The organism is Paenibacillus sp. FSL P4-0081, from assembly GCF_000758565.1.
In the GTDB taxonomy this organism is placed as follows: domain Bacteria; phylum Bacillota; class Bacilli; order Paenibacillales; family Paenibacillaceae; genus Paenibacillus_AQ; species Paenibacillus_AQ phytohabitans.
Genome location: NZ_CP009280.1, coordinates 5,222,603 through 5,245,628, shown reverse-complemented (window position 1 = coordinate 5,245,628; position 23,026 = coordinate 5,222,603). Strand labels below are relative to the sequence as shown.

At 53.0% G+C, this 23,026-nt stretch carries 19 protein-coding genes; 13 read left to right on the top strand and 6 right to left on the bottom strand.

Translation table 11 applies throughout. From position 1 onward, the window contains the following. Nucleotides 1-5: 5 nt before the first annotated feature. A complete protein-coding gene (locus P40081_RS22490; RefSeq protein WP_042138582.1) occupies nucleotides 6-773 on the top strand; it encodes a DnaD domain-containing protein in 768 nt (255 codons plus the stop codon). 143 nt (nucleotides 774-916) lie between these two features. Then, nucleotides 917-1,717 carry an AAC(3) family N-acetyltransferase gene (locus tag P40081_RS22485; protein WP_042138580.1) on the top strand — a complete coding sequence of 267 codons (801 nt, stop codon included), beginning with the start codon at nucleotides 917-919 and terminating at the stop codon, nucleotides 1,715-1,717. Between the two features lie 102 nt (nucleotides 1,718-1,819). Here P40081_RS22485 and proC read toward each other — a convergent pair whose 3' ends face one another. The 3 genes from proC to proB are packed head-to-tail and all read right to left on the bottom strand — an operon-like array spanning nucleotide 1,820 to nucleotide 5,119. Then, nucleotides 1,820-2,686, bottom strand: coding sequence for a pyrroline-5-carboxylate reductase (proC, locus tag P40081_RS22480; RefSeq protein ID WP_042138578.1), 867 nt, complete (start codon nucleotides 2,684-2,686; stop codon nucleotides 1,820-1,822). A 53-nt stretch (nucleotides 2,687-2,739) separates the two neighbouring features. Then, a complete protein-coding gene (locus P40081_RS22475; RefSeq protein WP_042138576.1) occupies nucleotides 2,740-3,987 on the bottom strand; it encodes a glutamate-5-semialdehyde dehydrogenase in 1,248 nt (415 codons plus the stop codon). 28 nt (nucleotides 3,988-4,015) lie between these two features. Further along, nucleotides 4,016-5,119: a glutamate 5-kinase gene (proB, locus tag P40081_RS22470; protein ID WP_042138575.1), complete on the bottom strand. Its 1,104-nt coding sequence runs from the start codon at nucleotides 5,117-5,119 to the stop codon at nucleotides 4,016-4,018. Between the two features lie 440 nt (nucleotides 5,120-5,559). On the opposite strand from proB, the gene P40081_RS22465 reads away from it, so the two are divergent. Continuing rightward, complete coding sequence (locus tag P40081_RS22465) at nucleotides 5,560-5,757, top strand: hypothetical protein (RefSeq protein WP_042138574.1); 198 nt, start codon at nucleotides 5,560-5,562, stop codon at nucleotides 5,755-5,757. Between the two features lie 83 nt (nucleotides 5,758-5,840). Here P40081_RS22465 and P40081_RS22460 read toward each other — a convergent pair whose 3' ends face one another. Then, nucleotides 5,841-6,752: a LysR family transcriptional regulator gene (locus P40081_RS22460; protein WP_039308847.1), complete on the bottom strand. Its 912-nt coding sequence runs from the start codon at nucleotides 6,750-6,752 to the stop codon at nucleotides 5,841-5,843. A gap of 246 nt (nucleotides 6,753-6,998) precedes the next feature. Here P40081_RS22460 and P40081_RS22455 point away from each other — a divergent pair, with 246 nt between their 5' ends. The 9 genes from P40081_RS22455 (at nucleotide 6,999) to P40081_RS22415 (ending at nucleotide 17,837) form a co-directional block, all read left to right on the top strand. Further along, nucleotides 6,999-7,391, top strand: a complete 393-nt coding sequence (locus tag P40081_RS22455; protein ID WP_042138573.1) for a hypothetical protein — start codon at nucleotides 6,999-7,001, stop codon at nucleotides 7,389-7,391. 197 nt (nucleotides 7,392-7,588) lie between these two features. Then, a complete protein-coding gene (gene leuC / locus P40081_RS22450) occupies nucleotides 7,589-9,013 on the top strand; it encodes a 3-isopropylmalate dehydratase large subunit (protein WP_042138572.1) in 1,425 nt (474 codons plus the stop codon). Between the two features lie 30 nt (nucleotides 9,014-9,043). Next, on the top strand, nucleotides 9,044-9,646 hold the full coding sequence (leuD, locus tag P40081_RS22445; protein ID WP_039308853.1) for a 3-isopropylmalate dehydratase small subunit: 603 nt from the start codon (nucleotides 9,044-9,046) through the stop codon (nucleotides 9,644-9,646). Nucleotides 9,647-9,863: 217 nt separating this feature from the next. Beyond that, the gene (locus tag P40081_RS22440; RefSeq protein WP_042138569.1) at nucleotides 9,864-11,438 is read left to right on the top strand and encodes an N-acetylmuramoyl-L-alanine amidase family protein; all 1,575 of its coding nucleotides are present in this window, start codon (nucleotides 9,864-9,866) and stop codon (nucleotides 11,436-11,438) included. A 163-nt stretch (nucleotides 11,439-11,601) separates the two neighbouring features. Next, the gene (locus P40081_RS22435; RefSeq protein ID WP_042138568.1) at nucleotides 11,602-13,044 is read left to right on the top strand and encodes an N-acetylmuramoyl-L-alanine amidase family protein; all 1,443 of its coding nucleotides are present in this window, start codon (nucleotides 11,602-11,604) and stop codon (nucleotides 13,042-13,044) included. Between the two features lie 108 nt (nucleotides 13,045-13,152). Next, nucleotides 13,153-13,809 (top strand): GerMN domain-containing protein, encoded by a 657-nt coding sequence (locus tag P40081_RS22430; protein ID WP_042138566.1) that lies wholly within the window; start codon nucleotides 13,153-13,155, stop codon nucleotides 13,807-13,809. A 22-nt stretch (nucleotides 13,810-13,831) separates the two neighbouring features. Next, nucleotides 13,832-16,642: an S-layer homology domain-containing protein gene (locus tag P40081_RS22425; RefSeq protein ID WP_052421943.1), complete on the top strand. Its 2,811-nt coding sequence runs from the start codon at nucleotides 13,832-13,834 to the stop codon at nucleotides 16,640-16,642. Nucleotides 16,643-16,857: 215 nt separating this feature from the next. Continuing rightward, nucleotides 16,858-17,568 carry an endonuclease III gene (nth, locus tag P40081_RS22420; RefSeq protein ID WP_042138565.1) on the top strand — a complete coding sequence of 237 codons (711 nt, stop codon included), beginning with the start codon at nucleotides 16,858-16,860 and terminating at the stop codon, nucleotides 17,566-17,568. A gap of 2 nt (nucleotides 17,569-17,570) precedes the next feature. Next, on the top strand, nucleotides 17,571-17,837 hold the full coding sequence (locus tag P40081_RS22415) for a hypothetical protein (protein WP_039308864.1): 267 nt from the start codon (nucleotides 17,571-17,573) through the stop codon (nucleotides 17,835-17,837). Between the two features lie 146 nt (nucleotides 17,838-17,983). Here P40081_RS22415 and P40081_RS36565 read toward each other — a convergent pair whose 3' ends face one another. Together P40081_RS36565 and P40081_RS22405 are read right to left on the bottom strand one after the other, a co-directional pair. Further along, entirely contained in the window at nucleotides 17,984-18,541 is a 558-nt protein-coding gene (locus P40081_RS36565; protein ID WP_052421942.1) for a DUF2812 domain-containing protein, read from the bottom strand. Next, nucleotides 18,528-18,881 carry a PadR family transcriptional regulator gene (locus tag P40081_RS22405; RefSeq protein ID WP_042138563.1) on the bottom strand — a complete coding sequence of 118 codons (354 nt, stop codon included), beginning with the start codon at nucleotides 18,879-18,881 and terminating at the stop codon, nucleotides 18,528-18,530. The genes P40081_RS36565 and P40081_RS22405 overlap by 14 nt, the downstream gene beginning before the upstream one ends. A gap of 369 nt (nucleotides 18,882-19,250) precedes the next feature. On the opposite strand from P40081_RS22405, the gene P40081_RS22400 reads away from it, so the two are divergent. After that, entirely contained in the window at nucleotides 19,251-22,904 is a 3,654-nt protein-coding gene (locus tag P40081_RS22400; RefSeq protein ID WP_042141339.1) for a dynamin family protein, read from the top strand. Nucleotides 22,905-23,026 lie beyond the last annotated feature (122 nt).

The following is a 23,026-nucleotide window of genomic DNA, read 5'->3' as shown; positions in this document are numbered from 1 at the left end:
TAAGTATGGACGGAAAAGGATGGAATACCTGGGGCGAAGGCGTAGCCTTCGGCCTGGAGAACGGAATGGCCGTCATTCCTTATGCACTCTTGAAATATTACCGGAAGCTGAATCTGACTGGCAGTGAGGCAATGCTGCTGATTCATCTGCTCTCGTTCCGGCAAGTGGAGGGAATTGATTTCCCTTCGCTTGAGGAGCTGCAGGCCGTAACCGGACGCAGTATCTCGGTTATTGCCGGAGAGCTGCAGAAGCTCATGAAGGAAGGATTCATCAGCATCGACGGAGACAACGACGAGCTGCGCGATATCCATTATGAGCGCTACAACTTCTCCGGACTGTATGGCAAGCTCGGTGCTTATCTGGCCGAAGTCTCGCAAGAGCATTCGCAGGAGAAGCGCAGCCGTGCTGAGAGTGAGCCGGGTTCCCGGGCTGCCGCCCATTATTCCGGATCACCTGCTCCGGAGGGCGGTTATGGCCGGCCGGCCGCGCCGGGGGGCACGGAAGCCGAGGAGAGCCGCAGCCTGTTCAGTATTTTCGAGAAGGAATTCGGCCGTCCGCTGTCTCCGATGGAATGTGAGTCCATTTCCGGCTGGGTCGATGAGGACCGGTATCCCGAAGAGCTGATTCTGCTTGCACTGAAGGAATCTGTCTTCGCCGGGAAAGTTCATTTCCGCTATATTGACCGCATTCTGCTGGAATGGGCCCGCAACAGGGTGAAGAATGCCCAGGATGTCAAAGCCTATTCCCAGAAGTTCCGCAGCGGCGGAAGATGAAATCATAACGTTACGATGCCTGTCATAGAATGAATTAAATTCAAGGGCAATGCTTTCCAGGGTACACCGGAGACAACCCCGCAGCTTACTGCGGGGTTGTCTTTTTGTATTATATATTGAGTTCAGAAAAGGGAGTGGAGCGTATGACCGAACGTAAAGAACCCAGGCAGATTCTTACGAAGGAAGAGCTGGTGGAACAATTAAGGGCTTGCGGGATCAAGGAAGGGCAGAACTTGATAGTACATGTATCCCTCAGCCGTCTGGGTTTCGTGATTGGCGGGGCGGAGACGTTAATTCGTGCGCTGCTGGAGCTTGTCGGTGTGGACGGCACCCTGATGATGCCTTCGCAGACCTGGAAGAATCTCGACCCCCAGACGGGAGTGCACTGGGAAGAGCCTGCGGAGTGGTGGCCGCTTATCCGTAAATATTGGCCTGCGTACGACAAGGAGGTTACTCCGGCGATCGGGATGGGAGTAGTGGCTGAAATGTTCCGGAAATGGCCGGGAGCCACCAGGTCGGATCATCCGGCCCGTTCTTTTGCCGCGCTCGGCAAACATGCGGAGTATCTGGTAAAAGACCATGATCTGAGCAATATCTTTGGCGCCGGTTCACCCCTGGACAAATTGTATCAGCTGAACGGGCATATTCTTCTGATTGGCGTAGGCTACGACAAGAATACATCGTTGCATCTGGCCGAGACCCGTGCTGACTATCCGGGGAAGCAGATGGTTAATGAGAGCAGTGCTGTTCTGGTGGAGGGTGTCCGCAAGTGGTTAACTTACCCGACACAGGCAGTGGATGACAGTGACTTTGTCCCATTGGGGCAGGAGTATGAGCAGGCGGTGAATCTGCAGATTCACCGGGCCGGGAATGCAGAGGTAAGATTAATGGAACTCAGGTCATTGGTAGATTGGGCAACGGTTTGGATGGAGCAGCATAGGTAGGGGGAAGGCAGACAACAAATAGCCCGCAGCTGCTTCGGGGAAGCGGTCTGCGGGCTATTTTGTGGAGATAGGGCTAATGTAACATGAACAAATGCTAAAGAATTATTGCAGCTCTTTCTCCAAAGCCGATCCCATTTCACGGGAACGCTCGGCACAGCGGTTAACTGCAGCGATGACCGTTTCGAAGAAATCTCCGCGTTCCAGCACTTCAATCGCGGCTTGGGTAGAGCCGTTCGGCGAGGTGACCTTCTTGCGGAGCGCGGCAGGTTCTTCACCCGTCTGCTGCACCATCCGGGCAGCTCCCAGCACGGTCTGAACCGTAAGCTCGCGGCTCTGTTCAACCGGCAGTCCGCCGCGGATGCCGGCGGCAATCATGGCCTCCATCATGTAGTAGATATAAGCCGGTCCGCTGCCGGAAATTCCTGTTAAGGTTTCCATCCGCTCCTCATCAATAACGGCCGTTAACCCGACAGCTTCGAAGATATTAAGGGCTGTGCGGCGGCCCGGTTCGTCAACCTCCTTGGAGAAGGCTATGCCGGTTGCACCCAGGCCGATGGAGCTGGAGGTGTTAGGCATCGAGCGGACTACAGGCTGTTGTGTACCCAGCAGACCCTGCATAGTACGGATTGTCAGTCCGGCAATCACTGAAATTACGAGCTGATCCGGCGACAGCAGCGGACCCAGATTACGTAATGCTTCTGCGGCATCCTTGGGTTTCATCGCAAGCACAATTACGGGTGCTGTACGCAGAGCATCTGTTTTTTGTTCGGGATCATTGTAGCCCAGAACGCCATAACGGCTGCGCAGCTCGGCCAGACGTTCGCTGCTGCTGCGGTTTAGCATGATGATTTTGCCGGATTCCACTACGTTCCGGGCGATCATTCCGCGCACAATTGCCTCAGCCATCGAGCCTGCGCCATAAAAAACGATATTATGATTAATAAGTGGTATGGATGGTTGCTGACACATGGCTGGTAGTCCCCCTAAAAAGTTATGTTAACATATGAAGCATGAATACTTGATTATCCCCTAATTTGGCCGGAGCCATGGATAATATACTTGCTTGAAGTCAGCGCAGGCAACCCCATCGGGCCGCGGGCGTGCAGCTTCTGGGTGCTGATCCCGATTTCAGCACCAAAGCCGAATTCAAAGCCGTCAGTGAACCGGGTGGACGCATTATGATATACAGCGGCGGCATCCACTTCCTGCAGGAAGCGGGCAGCATTATCGGCATCCTCTGTCACAATACACTCGGAATGTTTGGTACTGAACTCGGCGATATGCCCGAGAGCCGCTTCAAGAGTGTCCACGATTTTGACGTTGAGAATATAGTCATTGTATTCTGTGGCGAAATCCTGCGGAGTAACCGGCAGAGCCCAAGGGACAAGAGCGACCGTATCCGGACACCCGCGCAATTCCACATGGACACCGCGGAAGGCCTCTGCCAAAGCCGGCAGATGACTAGCTGCGAATTCACGGTGGACAAGCAAAGTCTCCATGGAGTTGCAGACAGAAGGCCGCTGCGCTTTTGCATTCAGACTGATCCGCTGAGCCATACCGGGTTCGGCACTTGCATCCAGATAAGTATGGCATATGCCTGCACCTGTTTCAATTACCGGTACAGTGGCATTAAGCACCACATTCTGTATTAGTGAGCTTCCGCCGCGCGGAATGATGACATCCAGCAGGCCGTTCAGCTTCAGCATTTCATCTACGGAGGAGCGGTTGGGATCTTCGATCAGCTGCAGGGCATCAGGCGGCACTGCTGTACCCGCCAGTGCGCGGTGCAGAACCTCTGCAATCGCACGGTTCGAGGACAGGGCGGATGAGCCGCCGCGCAGGACCACGGCATTGCCGGTTTTGAGACACAGGCCGGCAGCATCAACGGTTACGTTCGGACGGGCTTCATAGATAATGCCGATAACGCCAAGCGGAACGCGGACCTTCTCAATAAACAGGCCGTTCGGGCGTTCGATGGTTTCCAGATTGTCACCAATCGGATCAGGCAGCACGGCAATCTGCTGCAAGCCCTCGGCTATGCTGTCAATCCGGCCTGCATCCAGTGCCAGCCGGTCGAGCATAGACTCCGGAGTGCCGTTTAGCCGCCCGCGCTCCAAGTCCTCGGCGTTGGCGGCAATAAGGTAATCCGCTTCGGCGCGCAAGGCTGCGGCCATGACAAGCAGAGCTTCATTCTTCTGGCCGGTAGTCAAGCTGGCGAGTACCCCTGTGGTCGCTTTGGCCAGCGTCGTTTTGTTTACCACTTCACTCATGACGATTCCCCCTAAAAGTTTTGTTGGCTTAACGCAGTGTAATCCATTCGTCGCGGTGGATAACCTCGAGCCGGTGCACTTCACCGAGCCTTGGGACAACCTCGCGGCTGGGAAGGCCCTGGATGCTGCGGAGCTGGGTATCATCATAATTGACGATGCCCCGTCCAAGCAGTTTGGCATCCGGGCCAAGTACTTCTACAACATCTCCGGAATGGAAGCTGCCCTCGATTCGTCTGACCCCGACCGGCAGCAGGCTATGCCCTCCATGCAGCAAAGCTTCTACCGCGCCGTCGTCAACATACAGGGAGCCCAGCGGGGTGGACATGAATCCAAGCCATTGTTTCTTGACGGGCAGGGAGGAGAGGGTCGTGGCAAAATATGTGCCTTTGCCAGTACCTTCAGCTGCCAGTGAAAGATCACCAGGCTCGGTAACTCTGCCCACAAAGACAGGAACGCCTCCCCGTGTGGCAATCTTGGCAGCATCGATCTTCGAACGCATGCCGCCAGTACCTACGCTTGAGCCTGCGCCGCCTGCGATAGCATAGATTTCCGGTGTAATCTCTTCTATATGCTGATACCGGACCGCATCCGGATGCTTGCGCGGGTCCCCGCTGTAGACGCCGTCCATATCCGTCAGGACCAGTAGCCGCGAGGCCTTCAGAAGATTGGCGACCAGCGCCGACAGGGTATCATTATCACCGAATTTCAATTCGTCCACCGATACAGTGTCATTCTCGTTGAACACGGGTACAGCGCCCAGCCGGAGCAGCTCCTCCACAGTCATCATGGCGTTGTTCATGGCGCGGCGGCTGCAGAAGTCCGTGCGGGTCAGAAGGATCTGTGCGGTAGGAATACCGTGCCGGGCAAAGGCCTCCTGGTAAGCCTGCATGAGCATAACCTGTCCTACCGCTGCTGCGGCCTGCTTCTCGTGCAGCAGCTTGGGGCGGGACGGGTAGCCGATAGCACGGAATCCTGCCGCCACCGCTCCTGAGGTAACCAGCAGGACTTCACAGCCTTGCTTGCGGAGTGCGGCAATCTCGGCGGCGAAGAAGGCGACCGCAGACCGGTTCAATCCGCCCTCAGGGCCGCTCAGTGAGCTGCTGCCGATTTTGACCACGATTCTTGTCGTCATTGTCTTTCACTTTCCTCTCCAATTTCAATCGCTGTCAGCCCGAAAATGACAAAAAGCCCCCATCCTTAGACTTAGCAAAGGACGAAAGCTTGGTTAACTTCCGCGGTACCACCTTCATTGATGAGGGTTCATCCGACTTCATTCTCGTAACGGGAGTATCCGTCCTGCAGGGCAGGCCGCTCGGGGGTAGGATTCGGAATGGACATCCGCGGTAAATTCTCCCAGCCTTCCGGAATTTACTCTCTGCACGCGAATCATTGTCAATTCTTACTGGTCCCGTCTGCACGTTTCACTATTTGTCATTTAGAATACCATGGGAAAGCAGGGTTTGCAAAGAGCCGTCCGGCGAATTTTTTGGGATGGAGGGAAGCAAATTTAATGTTTGACCTTCAGGGGGACGGGTAAAGTATTTATAATCTGTTACCAGGAGGTGGATTGATTTGAGTAAGAGCACTAATGTCCAGCAGGAACAGAATCAAAATGCCAAAGAAGCCGCCGAAATTCAAAACAAGGCGATCAGAGAGTTTGTCGAGGAAAAAGCCGGAGATTCCCGTACTAAGGGACCGGTTGATGAGAGTACAGCCCGTCTGCCGGATGATCAGAACCGTCTGATCACGCAGCATAATTTGCGCAAATAAATAATTGTTTTCCGGGAAAATACAGCAAATGCCCATCCGGCTTCAAGACAGGAGCCGGATGGGCATTTGCATTTTTCTGCTGTTTATTCGTCCGCCAGTCCGGCAACCGTTGCTTTGAAGGTTTCAATGAAAGCTTCGGCGGCCCGGGATAAGTAGCGTCCGCGCCGGTAAGCGACCACCAGGGTACGGCTGGGAACCGGATCAGCCAAAGGCAGGTAGACAGGTACGAATTCACTCCGCGGAGCACGTGCGATGAAATGGGGCACCAGCGTTACACCCATCCCGGTGGCTACAAGCGACTGAACGGTCTCCATATTATTGCTTTCAAAAACAATCTGCGGCTCAAAACCGGCTTCACGGCAGAGTTCAACGGTCATTTTACGGAAGCCCTGACCTTCTTTGAGCACGATAAACGGTTCATTCTTAAGCTCATGCAGTGAGGTACGGATACCCAGAGCACTCCGCGCTGCCAACGGATGCTCAGGCGGGACTGCCAGATCAATCCGTTCCTCGCCAAGCACCTCATAGGCCAGAGTCGGAATCTCCAGCGGCAGGGAGAGCAGGCTTAGATCCGTCTGGCCGCTGGCGGTCAGCTTCTCCAGATTCATTGAGGAGTCCTCCAGAAGGGTGATTTCAACCTCGGCATATTTGCTTTTGAATACCGGCAGTACATGCGGCAGCAGATGCGCACCGGTGATCGGCATGCTGCCAACCACGACCCGTCCGGTCCGCAGCTGGGAGATATCGGACATTTCCTGGCGCAGCAGCTCCACGGCATCAATGATCGCCTGGGCCTGCTCAACGAATTTCTCCCCGGCATGGGTCAGCTCAACGGAGCTGGTATTACGCTGGAAGAGAAGAACACCCAGCTCTTTCTCCAGTTTGGAGAGCTGCTGGCTCAGTGAGGGCTGGGCGATATGCAGCTTGTCTGCTGCACGTGAGAAGTTTCTTTCTGCAGCGATCTGAAGTGTGTATTGCAATTGTCTGAGTTCCACGGACAGGCTCCTTTAATATAAAGAATGGATAATCTATTTATAAGTATAACCTATAGATATCCGATTTAGTATAGGTGGTTGTTTGACAGCGAAAAGAGTGGTGTGCTTCAGCAGGTTGATAGTCTTCTTACATAATCTGCATATTAAATATCTTTATTTTGAACATAAGGATATACTTAAATTATTCTTCAGGAGCCCTTATGCATGCTCTAGGCATACGTTCTTCGAAATAAACGGGGGTGTATTATGGGTGTTCTGGCAAGATTAATACAATCATTTGACGAGCTCGAAGAACAGCTGGGGTATTTTATTCATAATAATTCGGCCATCGAGCCATTGGATGAGAATCATGACTATCTATACGGGGAGACCGGCTTCTGGTCTAAGCCACAGCCTCATCAGGCCTATATGCAGAAGCATGTGCTGGCGGATTACCTGCAATTAACCGCTCTCTGCAGCCAGGTTCTCGTCAATGTCAAAAGCGAACATTATCACAAGTTCGAGCGGAGCACCGCTGTCGTACTCAGTCATATCAGGCAGAACACACTGCTTCCGAGCAGGACACTGGAAGATGTTTTTAATGAGATTAAGCTGGAAATGGACATTCAGCGTGGAATCATTGCGGGTACGTATCAATAAGGAAACAGCAGAAGCTTAAAGAGTAAGGAACTACTTTCGGCGGTTGTACTGCAGGCGCGCGCTATAGGATGAACCTATAAGTGCTATAGAAATCATATCTTGGAATTATAAACGTACTGATGTTATATTTAGAACATTCAAGAGAGACTCCACGCTCTCATCCAAATGGAACGATTCTACTATATGAGGTGAAATTCATGGGCAACAAGACAATGTTTGAAAAGATTTGGGATAATCACGTTATTCATCAAGAGGAAGGCAAGCCAAGTATCATCTATATCGATCTGCATCTGGTTCATGAGGTTACTTCTCCGCAGGCCTTTGAAGGATTGCGCTTGAGCGGCCGTCCGGTCCGCCGTCCGGGACTTACTTTCGCGACTATGGATCATAACGTGCCTACCAAGGACCGTTACAATATTACAGATCCGATCTCCAAGCAGCAGATAGATACCCTTTCACAGAACTGCCGTGATTTCGGTGTGAGACTGTTCGATCTGAATGATATTGACCAGGGTGTCGTACACGTTATGGGGCCGGAAATTGGCCTGACACATCCCGGTAAGACCATTGTCTGCGGAGACAGCCACACCTCCACTCACGGAGCGTTCGGTGCGCTTGCCTTCGGGATCGGCACCAGCGAAGTTGAACATGTGCTTGCGACCCAGTGTCTGCAGCAGTCCAAGGCGAAGACGATGGAAGTGCGCTTCACGGGTAACCGTAATCCGGGAGTGACCGCCAAGGATATGATTCTCGGCGTCATCGCCAAATACGGTACGGATTTTGCGACTGGTTATGTTATCGAATATACGGGCGAAGCAATCCGTGAGCTGTCGATGGAAGAACGCATGACAGTCTGCAATATGTCGATTGAAGGCGGAGCGAGAGCCGGCCTGATCGCACCGGACGAGACTACGTTCAACTATCTGCGCGGACGTCAATATGTGCCGCAAGGCGAAGCCTATGACGCTGCTGTTGAGACCTGGAAGGGTCTTGTAAGCGATGAGGGCGCACAGTATGACACTGTCGTAGAATTCGATGTAGAAACGCTGATTCCGCAGGTTACCTGGGGCACCAGCCCGGGAATGGGTACGGACATCAACTCAAGTGTGCCGAATCCTGCAGACTTCACCACTGAGAACGAACGTAAAGCCGCTGAAAAAGCGCTTGAATATATGGATCTGGCACCAGGTACGCCTATCTCTGAAATCGGTATTGATTATGTCTTTATCGGCTCCTGCACCAACGGCCGGATTGAGGATTTGCGGGCTGCGGCTCAAGTAGCCAAAGGCCATAAGGTATCCGATAAGGTGACGGCAATTGTTGTACCGGGCTCCGGACGCGTTAAGCTGCAGGCTGAGAAGGAAGGTCTGGACAAGGTCTTCACAGAAGCCGGTTTTGAATGGCGTGAAGCAGGCTGCAGTATGTGCCTGGCCATGAATCCGGATGTTCTGCAGCCTGGACAACGCTGCGCATCGACCTCCAACCGTAACTTTGAAGGACGCCAGGGACGCGGCGGACGCACGCATCTGGTCTCTCCTGCCATGGCGGCTGCGGCTGCAATTAAAGGACGGTTCACCGATGTCCGCGACTGGAATTACAAGACGGAAGCCGTCAACTCATAGAATAATTGAGAGAGCAGGAGGACACAGCAAATGGAAGAATTTAAGAAATTAACAGGTATCGTAGCCCCGGTAGACCGGGTTAATGTAGATACGGATGCAATCATTCCGAAGCAATTCCTGAAACGGATCGAGCGTACCGGGTTTGGACAATTTCTTTTTTACGAATGGCGTTTTGATGAAGCAGGAAATGATAATGCAGCGTTTGAGATGAACAAGCCGCGTTATCAGGGAGCATCCGTGCTGATCTCGCGTGCGAACTTCGGCTGCGGCTCCTCCCGGGAGCATGCACCTTGGGCTATCATGGATTACGGCTTCAGAGTGGTAATCGCACCGTCCTATGCCGACATCTTCTATAACAACTGCTTCAAGAACGGCATTCTGCCGATCAAGCTGTCGGAAACGCAGGTGGATGACCTGTTCAGCCGTACCGCAGAGCATGAAGGCTATACACTGACTGTAGATCTGGAGAACAACAGATTGAGCGATGAATACGGCCTTGCCATTACGTTTGAGTTGGATGAGCACCGCCGCCAGTTTCTGCTGCAGGGATTGGATGATATCGGTCTGACGCTTCAGCACGCAGATGAGATTGCCGCGTACGAAGAACGTCATGCGGCCAAGCTTTTCGGCTAAGCAATGCGGGGATGTTTGCAGGGAAGTGAGTGAACATCTGGCGAAGAAATTCGTAAACTTTACAAATTTTACACAAAACTTCTATTTCCGGGTGTCGGAAATAGAAGTTTTTTTGCTATAATCGATATATTCATTGCCTGTGAAGGCAACTTTTGGGGATTTCTGTCGTCTTAATCTTATCTATGGTTCTATCAATTGACAAAAGGGAGAGGAAAGGATGAAGAAAGCCGGACAACGGATGTTATTCCTACTGCTGCTGCCGCTCTTGTTACTGTCATTCGCCGGCCATGAAGCTGCCGCTGCCGCAAGCAGCCAGGGAAGGATTGTGATGGACAGTAAGGAGCTTGCGCTGCCCAAAGGAGTCATCCTTGAGAACGTGAATGGAAGCGTTATGATTCCGATCCGGGTGGTGGTGGAGAACCTTGGTTTTGAAGTGCTCTGGGAGCAGACCACCCGCAAAGTAACCGTCCAGCAGGACGGCAAGACAGTACAGCTCGCAGTAGGAAGCAAGACGGCTGAAGCCGATGGCGTAAGTCTGCTGCTGAATGCCGCACCCAAGCAGAATGGCGGTACTGTACTGGTTCCTATCCGTTTCGTGAGTGAACAGTTCGGACTCAGTGTCGGCTGGGATAATTCCGACAAAACAGTCTACTTAAGCGGCGGAATTCCGCTTGAATCCCCTGTATCTGCAGATCCGCTGCCTTCAGCTACCGTGGCACCTGCAGCCTCTGCAGGCCCTGTGGTGGCATTGCAATCCCCTGCTCCGACACAGCTGCCTCAGACCAATACAGAGAATACTGAAGAGGTCGAGGGCAGTATTACGGCCTCTCCGACTCCTGCAGTTACGTCCCCGACAGTGAAGGGGGCTGTATTCAGCGAGAACCGTCTTATTGTAGCGGTTGCCGGAGGTGCCAAGCCTACGGTGACCAAGATTACCGGGCCAGACCGGATTGTAGTTGATTTTCAGGGAGCAGCGTTTGCCTCTGATTTCAGCGGCAGCTTTCCGGGGGTATCTGCCAGCGGCAGTCCGCAGGGAAGGCTGGACGTAAGCGGCTACCCGCTGGTATCTGAAATACGCTATGCACTGTTCAGCACCAGTCCTTCTACGGTCCGGTTCGTAATCCAAACCGCAGGCAGCCAGAATTACCAGCTGAGTACGGATGACAGCACAGGGCTGGTGACGGTAGATCTCAACACGGTGAATAGCGGAACTGGCACACCGGTGAATACAGGACTTACCGGCAAGCCTATTGTAGCGCTTGATGCAGGTCATGGAGGCACGCAGCCGGGAGCAATCAGTCTCACTGGCAAAGCGGAAAAAGACTTCAATCTTGCAGTTATCCTTAAAGTTGGAGCGATTCTCACACAAGAGGGCTGGGCAGATGTTGTATACACACGAACGTCGGATGTTACTCTCGGTCTGCAGGACCGTGTAAGAATTGCTGAAGCTGCAAAGGCTACGCTGTTTGTTTCGCTGCATGGGAATTCGTTGGATGTAGGGTATCCGAACCGTGACAAAGTCAATGGCAGTGAAACCTATTACAGCCGCAGCGAAAGTCTTCCGCTTGCCCAAATCATGCAAAAGCATCTGGTAGCCGGTACAGGGTTCAAAGATAACGGCGTCAGATCGAAGAGTCTGCATGTCACCAGAGAAACAAGCATGCCAGCTGTTCTGCTGGAGGCAGGTTATCTGACGAATCCGGGAAATGAAGCGGCTATGTACAGCGAGCAGATGCAAAATAATCTGGCACGGGAAATTGTAGCAGGAATTAAGGAATATCTTGGGCTTTAAGTAACGCGGCAAGGGAGCTGCGTGTGAACAGTCCTGATTTTTAATGGTATTTATTCGCAACTTTTAAGTTCATCAGGCGTCTAAACTATGTCGAAGGTTGTCAGTAGGATTGCACCAAGAACGCTCGTTTGGGGGCGGAATACTAGAGTCTTAGAGGTGAAGAATGAAGAAATTTGCTTGTATGCTGTTGCTGCTGTTGTTCTTTGTTGTGATTCTGCCGGGGCATGGACAAGCTGCTGCGGCTACCAACAAGATTTTCCTGGATGGACAGGAACTGACCGCAGGGCAGGATGTTCCGGTGGAAAATGTAAACAACTCCATTATGGTGCCGCTAAGAATGATCGCTGAGAACCTTGGATACAAGGTGGACTGGAATCAGACAAGCAAGACCGTTACGATTGAACAGCAAGGTAAGACTATGCAGCTGATCGTGAATCAGACTGCAGCCTCCGTAGACGGCAAGACCGTGGTCTTGACCACGTCACCGCTTCTGCGGAACGGTACAACTCTCGTGCCGATCAGATTCATCGGAGAGCAGTTTGGCCTTACAGTCAAATGGGACAATACGAAGAAGATTGTAGATCTTATTACCCCGGAAATCCCGGATACTAACACGGAAACAGGTGGAAGTAACGGAGACGGGGGAACCGTTGTAGTACCGCCGGATGATGCGGCAAGCGGCCTGAGCATGATTAACGGAATCAGCTTCAACGAGAACAGGCTAAGCATTGCACTTGAGGGCAACACCCAGCCGAAGGTTTCCAAAGTGAGCGGACCGGACCGGATTATAATTGACCTGCCGAATGCCACTTTCTCGGATGTATTCGGTACAGGACAACAGCTGGATCCCAACCTGAACGGTATGCTTACGGTTACGGATTATCCGGATGTAACCGGTGTGCGTTACTCGCTGTATAGTACCGCCCCGTACACTGTACGTTTTGTAATTGACCTTACTACCTCGAGAAATTATAGCGTTGAAGTTTCGGGCGATGTCTCCAAGCTGATTGTCATTGATTTGAATGCGCAGAGCACTGGAGATACTTCTACACAGCCCGGCAACAGCGGGCGTAAACTGGTGGTGCTCGATGCCGGGCATGGCGCCAAGGATTCCGGGGCCGTTGGGGTTACCGGTAAATACGAGAAGAATTTCAATCTGGCTGTTATTCTGAAGGCGGCGGAGCTGCTGAAGCAGGAGAACAAAATTGACGTGGTTCTGACCCGCAGTGATGATACCTTCCTTGAACTGAAGGACAGGGCGGCAATTGCCAACAACCTCAAAGCCGATTTATTCATCTCTGTCCATGCCAACAGCAGCGGCTCGTCCGCAGCAAGCGGAACAGAGACCTACTATCAGCGCGAAGCCAGCAAGGCTCTGGCAAAGGTGATGCACAAGTATCTTGTACAGGCTACCGGACTTAGTGACCGGGGCGTACGTTACGGCAACTTCCACGTTATACGCGAGACAACGATGCCTGCGGTACTGCTTGAAGTTGGCTACCTCAGCAACAAGAATGATGAGGCACTTCTGTTCACGGAATCACTTCAGAACAAAGTTGCTGCATCAATGGTCAGCGGGATTAAGGAATATCTCGGGGTTCAATAACAGCGGGCGGCAGCCAGGGCCGCAAAGTCGGATTTCGGCCATAGATTGGGGTCAGAGGACTTTGCGGCCCTGTCCTGCCCGTATTCATATGGAGGGGGTTATTTAGTGATGAACAAGAAATTGACATATGCAGGTATAGCAGTATTACTGCTCGCAGTAATTTCGGGATGCGGTGACAAACCAGCCGCCTCACCGGCAGATGCAGCGGGACAGGATTCATCCTCCGTATCGAGCGGAGCTGAAGGAAACGCAGGGAACGACAGCAGCGCTAATAGCACTAGTGCACCTCAGGCTACAAGTACGCCGGAGCCGGCAGCCACGGAAGCTCCTGTAGCTACTGAACAGCCGGCAGCGCCAGAGAAGCAGAGCCAGACTATCAAGGTCTATTATACAGATCCGCAGCAGACAGATCTGGTGGCGGCCGAAGTCTCTGTCAGCTTCACAGATGCCAAAGACAAATATACAGAGGCCTTTAAGGCTCTCCAGAGCAGCAAGAATGCCGACCAGATTCCGCTGTGGAGCAAAATCGAGCTGAAATCACTGGAATTTACGAATGGACAGATTGTCCTGGATATTCATAAGCCGGATGAGGCACAGCTTGGTGCAGGGGGTGAGGCCCTGGCAATCAGCGCATTGTCCCAGACCTTCTTCCAGTTTGAAGAAGTGAAGAATATCGATGTGCTGGTAGACGGAGAACAAGTGGAGAGCCTGATGGGGCATGTGGATCTCGTGCATCCAATAACGCGTGAGAACAACGGATTGTAAGCATTGCGCAGGAAATAGGCCAATGGCTGACGAAGTAGGCAACATAGAAATTCAGATGAGCCATAGAGAGGGGAATATCGAATTGTCCGGTCACAAAAAATTAAAGCGTAAGGTTCAATCTTATTCTGCTAAAGCGGTGTCCGCCGTTCTGGCCGGCACTATGGTGCTTGGCGGCACGGGAGCGGCTTTTGCCGAAACCACATCAACCGGAACGCCGGCAGCTGCCGTAACTCCCCAGTCAGCAGCAACAGCTGCAGGGATATTCAGTGATGTCAAAACAGCCTTCTGGGCCGAGAAACATATCTACAAGCTGGCAAGCCAAGGCATCGTTGTGGGGAATAACGGTTTATTCCGTCCGGGTGACTCCGTTACCCAGCAAGAAGCTGTTCTGATGGCGCTGCGCTTTATGAAGCTGCAGGGTAACGTGAACACAAGCACAGATGTGGTTCTTCCTGCTGATTTCATTGTAACTAACTATTACAAGCCTTATGTTGTGCTGGCTTTTCAGCAGGGACTGCTGGATAAGACGGTAGAAATGGCTGCAGATAACCTGAAGACCTCCTGGGGAGAGCGCAAGGCCAGCCGCGAGTGGGTCGCAGAATTACTGGTCCGGTCACTGGGTAAGAGTGCATCTGCAGCAGCGGCAGCGGGTGAACCGACCGGTTTTGCCGACGATTCCAAGGTATCTGCGAATAAGCGCGGCTATATTAACACCGCAGTTGATTTGGGCCTGGCCAACGGACTGGACGGCAACCGCTTCGACCCGCAGGGAGCAGTTACCCGCGCCCAGCTAGCCACCTTCTTCAGCCGTGCTGAGGCACACAACACGCTTGACTACGATAATACTTTCAAAGGAACGGTAAGTTCACTGAAAGACGGCAAGCTGACGCTATTTAGTAACGGCAGCACTACGGACTTCACACTGAATGCGAACACTGCATATTTCACAAGTACCTCGGAGACCCGCATCTCTCTGAACGAGATACAGCCCTACACCAAGGTGACTGTTATCGGAGCAACCTATAACGCAGCATATGTAGAACTGACTGACCCTACACAACACCTTGATCAGGCGGAGGGGACGTTTGCGAAGCTGTCTACAGGTATAATTTGGGTTGATTCTGCTAACGGGTATGACCAGTACGCCTATGACGCTGCTACTACCTTCCATGATGTTAACGGAGCGGTGATTCAACCTTCTTCAATTACAGCAGGAAGCAAAATATCGCTGCTGCGCGAAACCTATAGCGGTGCGCACAGGGTTGTTAAAGTTCAAGTCACTTCTGGTGTTGTCAATAAAACAGCAACCGGTACGATCCAAAGTGTGGATACGGCTTCCAAGAGCATAACGTTCAAAAATGCAGACGGGACTACAGAAAGCTTCAAATGGGAGGATGGTACTTCACTATTCAGCTCCCAGAACTCTATTCTTCTCCCGGCGGAGCTGAAAACCGGAGCTGCAGTCTCGTATACGATTAAGGATAATGTGATCCGTACAGTCGAAGTAACCTCGGGCGTAGAACGTACAGTCAAGGGCTTTATCTACGAACTGACAGATACTACAATCGTCTATCAGAAGACTGACGGCAGCCGTGAAGTGAAGCTGCTTGCAACAACACCTGCTATTGTTATTCCTAATGCCTCCAGTCCGGTTATTGGAGATCTGATTGCAGATAAGACAGCCGGGGACAATGTTCAGCTTACGCTGAACAGCAGCGACCAGGTGACTAAGATTGAAGTGATCAGCCGGCAAATTGAACAATATACTGCAGCCACAGTAGTAGATTATAATTCCAAAACACAGTTTCTCACCTTTACAGACAACAACGGCAAAGCACATGTCATCAAATTGGATGAAAAAACAAAGCTTGCCTATGGCGGATTAATTACGACCTCACTGACTACGATGGGAGCCAAACTGGTTGAAAACCGTAAGATCGACGTGACTTCCATTAATGAACGCGCGATGTCTGTAGAACTGTCAACGAAATATACAGGAACATTGACTTCAATCAATGCTACTACACGTACAATTGTGATTAAGCTGAGCAATGGTCAATTGCTGACTATGGCTTATCCGCTATCCGTAGATATGTTCGGTAAAAATAGCGCGGCCATTACCGACGTAGCACTGAATGTTCCGGTAACGGCGGTGCTCTCCACCAACCAGGATATTATCTCGGTTCTCCGGGTGACTTCGGCCAGCCAGCTTGAAATTGCAACCGTTAATGCCAACACTAACAAGATGACTGTAAAATGGGCCGGCGGCAGCAGCGAGCTCTATCTTGCCGCAGTTCCGCTCACCAATGAGGCAGGACAGAAGATATCGCTTAGCGAGGTAAAAGCAGGGGAATACGTAAACGTAAGCTTTGAAGGCTCCACGCCATTATCGCTGCAGTCGGTTAAGCAGTATTCCGGACAAATCTCAGCAGTGGACGCTGCAGCAAAAACCTTGACCGTGAAGGATTATTCCGGAGTGTCTCAGAATTTCACCGCCAGCGCAGGGGTGAGAATTACCCGGGACGGTGTAACCACTACTGATCTGAGCGGCCTTACTACAGCGGACCGGGTATTAGCGCGTAAGGATGCCAGCGGGGTAATCATAATCTCGGTATTCAGTCAGCTTGCCCGTACCTTCTCGCGTTATGAGACTGCGACCAATGAAGTCATGACCAAACGCGCTACTCTGAATGAAAATTATAAGTTTGTGCTTGCGCCAAACGCATATATTCATCAAGGTGACACGACTTTACCCGTGCAATCTCTCAAAGAAAATGATAATATTATAATGTATTTCAACAACGACAAGATCGTGGAAATAGTGAAACAATAATCGTTTTGGTGATTTTCCGTGTGAAACACCGTCTTGATTCAGGCTTTTGCCCTGAATCAAGACGTTTTTTTTGAAATATAAGGACAGCGCTGTGTTCACTTGAACGCTAAGGAAGTATACGATATAATGTATTCTTTGCTTATATTTCTTTTTATTTAGAGATGTTATGCCCGAGTGATCAACTTCGGGTGTAAGTACTCCGTGGAGGGGACGCTATGAAAGTTGCAGAAGTCCGCCACATCCTGGATACCATCGGAGGCATGTTCCCTGATGCGCATTGCGAGCTGAACCATAGTAACGCTTTTGAGCTAACTATAGCGGTGCTGCTCTCGGCCCAATGTACGGACGCAACGGTGAACAAGGTGACCGAGGACCTGTTTCAGAAGTACAAAGCTCCAATCGACTACATTTCAGTGCCGCTTGAAGAGCTCGAGCGGGATATCCGGCGGATTGGCTTATTTCGCAACAAGGCCAAGCATATTCAGAACCTCTGCTCCATTCTGATTGAGCAGTATGGCGGAGAAGTGCCTCAGGCCCATGATTTGCTGGTAACCTTACCGGGTGTCGGCCGCAAGACTGCGAATGTGGTCATATCCAATGCTTTCGGCGTACCGGCCATTGCCGTGGATACTCATGTGGAACGGGTAGCCAAACGGCTCGCGCTTGCGGGCTGGAAAGATTCGGTGCTGGAAGTGGAGAAAAAGCTGATGAAGGCGGTGCCGCGTGACGAATGGACGTTAACGCACCACCGGCTGATCTTTTTCGGGCGTTATCACTGTAAGTCGCAGAATCCGCAATGTCAGGTCTGCCCGCTGCTGGATGTATGCCGGGAAGGCAAAAAACGTATGAAAACCGCTGTAATCAGGAAAGATAAGGTTCATACGAAATCAAACAAAGATTTAGAGATGAAGAAGAGGATGGGATAGAGATGAAGTGCATTTCTGTATACACCGATAATTTTGAAGCGTTCTCCGATATTTTTGACCGTGTGGTGGACAGCCCTATGGAAGAAAATGAAGAGCAGGAAGTAGAGGGCATCACAATCAGCCATTCCGGCGATGTGCCTGAGTTCTACCTGGAGCGTATGTCCGTGAAACCTGAAGTGGTTGTAATGAAGGACAAAGCCCGCGGCCTTACCATTCTGCAGCACGGTAAAGTGTTCGAAATCCTGCTTCCAGTCCTGGAAACAGCTTAATAGCAATTCATATGTACAAAGAGCCGGCCCTTGGGCCGGCTCTTTGCGTTAAACGATAAGAATATATAGGTTTGGGGCCCTGGCAAATTCCTGAATAATCATCGAAGATTAGGCCTTAGTGTGTGAGGTGTTATATGCGTGTTTGGCTAATCTGAGAACGCTCTAAGCCTTAGAGAATAGGCAATGTAAACCATAAGAGAAGGCAGGAAGAACACGGCACACAGCAGCAGGGAAACATGCGAGATGTTTTGAAGCAGCTGATGGTCCCACACCTGCCGGGAAAGATATAGCAGCACACAAGTGATGAACGTCAGCAGCATGACTACAATAGCGAAAATTTTGCTGGTACGGGTGATTTTGCGGTATTTCTCATAGAGTGTTGAGCGGTCTGTATGAATGGGAACGGTTCCTGGTTCAGCAACGAAGATATGCATATCCCCGGCGGAACACACATAACCCCAGCCGCTGTCAGCGAACATTTCACGGTACTCATTCTCGTCCTTCTGCGGCACATGCTGGATGTCCAGACAATAAATTTGCTTATGCGCTGGACCTCTGCGGACAATGAAGCCAGAACCAAACAGGGAGAACCGCTCCAGCAGCCAGCCTTTCTCCGACAACCTGCTTAATTTATTCATTTCATTCTGCTCGGCAAAAGCCAGTCCTTTAGACGGAATGTACCGTGTCTGCTTATTCGTTTTCATGAGTCAACGCCTCCTTAGCATTTAGCTGTGCTATGTTCCCGTGCCTCGACATGCGCAGTCTCCGTTCAATCTCAGCCTCCACCAGAGCCGTTCCGCTTGAAGTAATCTGATAGGTCTTGCGCCGCTCATCCTCATCCTCGTTCAATAGAATGTAGCCGGATTTCTGCAGTTTCTTAATTAGTGTATAGAGTGTAGCGGGTCCCATCCTGACCTCGCCTTCGGTTAGCTCTTCGATGTACTTCATGATTGCATAGCCGTGCTTCGGAGTGAGCAACGCGAGCAGAATATAATAAGCTGAGTCAGATAATTGCTCCATTTGCAATGGGTTATTCTTGGTCATTACACACCTCCTGTCCGATAATAGAAGATCCTTAGTTATATATCCAAGTTGGTTATATCCACTTGTGATATATCCGATATGGATATAGTAATAAATCTGGAATCATCTGTCAAGGGGGGGATTAGTCCAGCGAAGTCTTGTTTTTCGTGAAGGATTATAGCTGATTTTGTAAAAGCGGCTAGTTGATTTGTGACAATCTGATGATAAAATGTAATTATTCTATTCTTGCTGATCAGATAAACATACTAATGTTATAGCTTCTCATAAGTGGAAGCCCGAAGCCTATAAATTCTTATCTATAAATAAAATTGGATGCACATGTTGTAGATTGCAGAAGGTGGGGTTGTCGTGGGAGCAGAACGGAGCAGGATGAGAGAAGTAATATCCGGTACATCAACGCTTATGCTGCTGAAGCAGCAGCTGGAGAGCTGGGGCGAACAGAATAGTGCGCAGATAGCAGCAGATCTGATGCTCAAAGAGCAGGCGGGGGAGCTGACCCTTGCCTTCTGCGGACATTTCTCCGCGGGTAAATCTAGTATGATCAATGCCCTATGCGCAAAAGCAGTGCTGCCTTCAGGTCCGGTTCCGACCAGCGCCAATATCGTATCGATCCGCAGCGGGGCTCCGCGGGTAGTGCTTCATGCAGAGCCGGAGGCACCTGGGAGTTCTGCACCGGCAATAGAGACTACACCAGACCGGCTGCAGGAGTACTGCCGCCAGGGCGCTGAATATTCAGCGATTGAGGTCTGGGAGGAAGTCCCGCTGCTGGGGAAGCACGGCGTTCTAATGGATACTCCCGGGGTGGATTCAACCGATGAGGGGCATCAGGCAGCGACCCACTCGGCGCTGCATTTAGCTGATGCCGTGTTCTACGTCATGGATTACAACCATGTGCAGTCGGAGAATAATCTGGCGTTTGCCAAAAGTCTCAGCGACTGGGGCAAGCCGCTGTACCTTATCATCAATCAGATCGACAAGCACAGAGAACTGGAAATCTCCATAGTGGAATACCGGCAGCAAGTAGAAAGCGCTTTCCGTGAATGGGGAATTCATTCCGCGGGTCTGTTGTTCACTTCACTCAAAGTTAAGGATCATCCTCTGAACCAATGGGATGATCTGCTCGCGGTAATTGCAGCTCTGCTGGAGCAGCGCGGAGAACTGCTCGGCTACAGTCTGTCCCGTTCCATGCACCATACGGCAGCTGCGGTGCTTGCAGCTTACCGCGAGGAGCAGCAGGAGGAGCGCTCTCAGTTACTGGAAGCGGCCGGGGGTGCCGGTAAGGAAGAAGTGGAGGCAGAGATCCGGGCAATTTCGCAGGCTGAGGAGCTGCTCGTGCAGCTGCCGGAGCAGATGCGGCTGGAGCTGCGGAGTAAGCTGGATGCCCTGCTTGGCAACAGCAATCTGATGCCAGCCGATGTAAGGGATGCTGCTGGAGCCTATATCGAGAGCAGCAGCCCGGGTTTCCGGCGCGGGTTATTGTTCACCGCGGCGAAACGGGAGAAGGAGCAGGCAACGCGGCTTCTCCACTGGCACGGGCTTCAGCAGAGAGAGATCACTGCCCAGCTGGAGTGGCATATACTCCAGCTTGTGCGTGACTGGGCTGAAGGCGCAGGGCTGTGGCAGGAAGGGGCAGAGCCGCTGCTGAAGCAGGCGTTCCCGGCGGTGAGCCAGCAGTGGCTGGCGGATCAGGTGAAGCCGGGAACCGGGTCGTCAGGCGAGGCGCTGCTTAATTTCTGCCGCGCGCTTGCGGCAGAGATTAAGGCACAGTTCCGCCGCGCGGCCCTGGCCTTCGGCGAGCAGCTGCTGGCCCAGCTGCCGCCGCTGCTGGACGAGCGGCGCGCGGAGCTCGCGCGCCGCGAAGCGGCCCTGCAGCGGCAGGCGCACGCGCACGTCGCGCTGGCCGCCCTGGACCGCGCGGCTGCCGCCCGCGCGGACGAACTCGCGGCGCTGCTGCCGCCGCGCCGTACCCTCACCCCCGGCGTCCTGCCGGAGGTGAGGGCCCTTACGGCTGGCGCGCCTAGCACCGCCAGCCCCGTGAAGCCGCCGCGCAGCGCAGCGGCTTCACACCCCGCCGCCGCAACGTGGGCGGCGGGTACGGCACAGCCGGCGGGCGGACGCCGCCGGCTGACGCAGGCCGCAGCGGCGCTGCACGCTGCGGCCGGGCTGCTGCGCCGCGAGCCGGCCATGGCCTCGGCTGCGCGCAGCCTGGCGGCGCGGGCGGAGGACCTCGCCGGCGGCCGCTTCACGATGGCGCTGTTCGGAGCGTTCAGCGCCGGCAAATCCTCCTTCGCCAACGCCCTGCTGGGTGAAGAGGTGCTGCCCGTGTCTCCGCATCCCGCCACGGCTGCCGTCGGCCGCATTCTGGCCCCGGAGGGCGGATTCGCCCACGCGACTGCGGCCGTGACCATGAAGTCTGCGGAGGATTTCTGGGACGATATCCTCCATTCCTTCAGTGTGCTTCAGCTGGCACCGCCGCAGCACTCAACCTGGACTGCGGCGGTGGCCCGCCTGCAGACCGGCGGGCTTCATCCGTCCTCGCTGCCGCATGCCGGATTCTTACGCGCAGCGGCAGCGGGCTGGGAGGAATCCGGCCCGCTGCTCGGAACAGAGCGTACGGTCAGCCTGCAGGAATACCGCAGCCTGGTAGCCGATGAGAAACGGGCCTGCTTCGTGCAGAGTACCGACCTCTATTATGACAGCCCTCTGACACGGAGCGGCATCGTATTGGTTGACACCCCCGGAGCGGATTCCTTACATGCCCGGCATACCGGTGTAACCTTTGGCTACATGAAGAATGCGGATGCGATCTGCTTCGTGACCTACTATAATCATGCCTTCTCCAAAGCCGACCGCAGTCTCCTGGCCCAGCTGGGAAGAATCAAGGACAGCTTTGCCCTGGATAAAATGTTCTTCATCATCAATGCGTCCGACCTCGCTTCAGACGAGGCAGAGCTGGAAGATGTGAAGCAGCATGTGACGCAGAATCTGCGTGCCGGCGGCCTGACCTCCCCGCGGATCTATGCCTTGTCCAGTCTGCTCGCGCTGGAGGGCAAGTCGCGCGGGGTACGGGAGTCCTACGAGGCTTCCGGATTCAGCAGCTTCGAAGAAGCGCTGTCTGAATTTGCGGGTGAGGAGCTGCCGCGCCTGTCACTGGCGGCGGCGAGGGATAGCCTTAGCTCGGTCCGGCTCCGCGCGGAGGAATGGCAGCATATGGCGCTTATGGCAGCGGACCAGCGGGAAGAAGGGCTCCGGCGGTTCCGGAAGCGCCGGGATGACGCAGGCCTCCGGCTGGCACAGCTTGAGCGGGAAGAGCGGCCCATCCGGGATCTGCGCCGCGAGGGTGAGGAGCTTCTCTATCATGTCCGGCAGCGCCTGTCCTTCTCCTTCGGCCGTTCCTTTCAGGAATCGTTCCATCCCTCTATCCTGCGGGAAGAGGGCGGTCATCTGAAAGACATCTTCATTGCCTGCGGCCGGGAGCTGGAGCGCAGTATCCTGCGTGAACTGGAGCAGGAGCTGTGGGCGACCACCCTGCGGCTGGAGGCGGCAGGGCGCAGGCTGGTAACTCAGGCGGCTGCAGCTGCAGCCGCAGAACTTTCCATCCCGGGACAGGAGCTTCAGCTACTGGAGAATCCAGACGAGCGCTGGCCCGCCCCGGCAAAGCTCGATTGCTCCCTTGCCCCGCTGGATTGGGCAGCACTGTGGAGCCGCTTCAGATCACCGCGTTATTTCTTTGAAGGCCCTGGACGGGCAGACATCCGCACAGCTGCCGAGCACTGGTTCAAAGAAGCTATTGCTGCTGCGGCTGTAAGCCAGGAAGAACGGCTGCTGTCTTTCTATACCGGTGCGGCAGCGGCGGCACTTTCCCTTGCCGCAGAGCAGCTGCGTGAAGGTCTGGCCGAGCAGGAAGCGGCCATGTCGGAACTCCTGAAAGGGGGTGATTCAGCGCAGCACTGGGGCCAAATTGCCGGCGAATTATCGCTCATGGAGCAATCTTTCGTCAATATGGTGGACAGTCATCTGTGAAGTTTGTAGGAAAATGTCGAAGAACGCTTGCAATCTGCTGGTTGATGGATGAAAATAAAGAAGCCTGAAAATTTACAATGAAACTGCGACAATTTACAGAAATAGAGAAGTCGGCAGTCAAA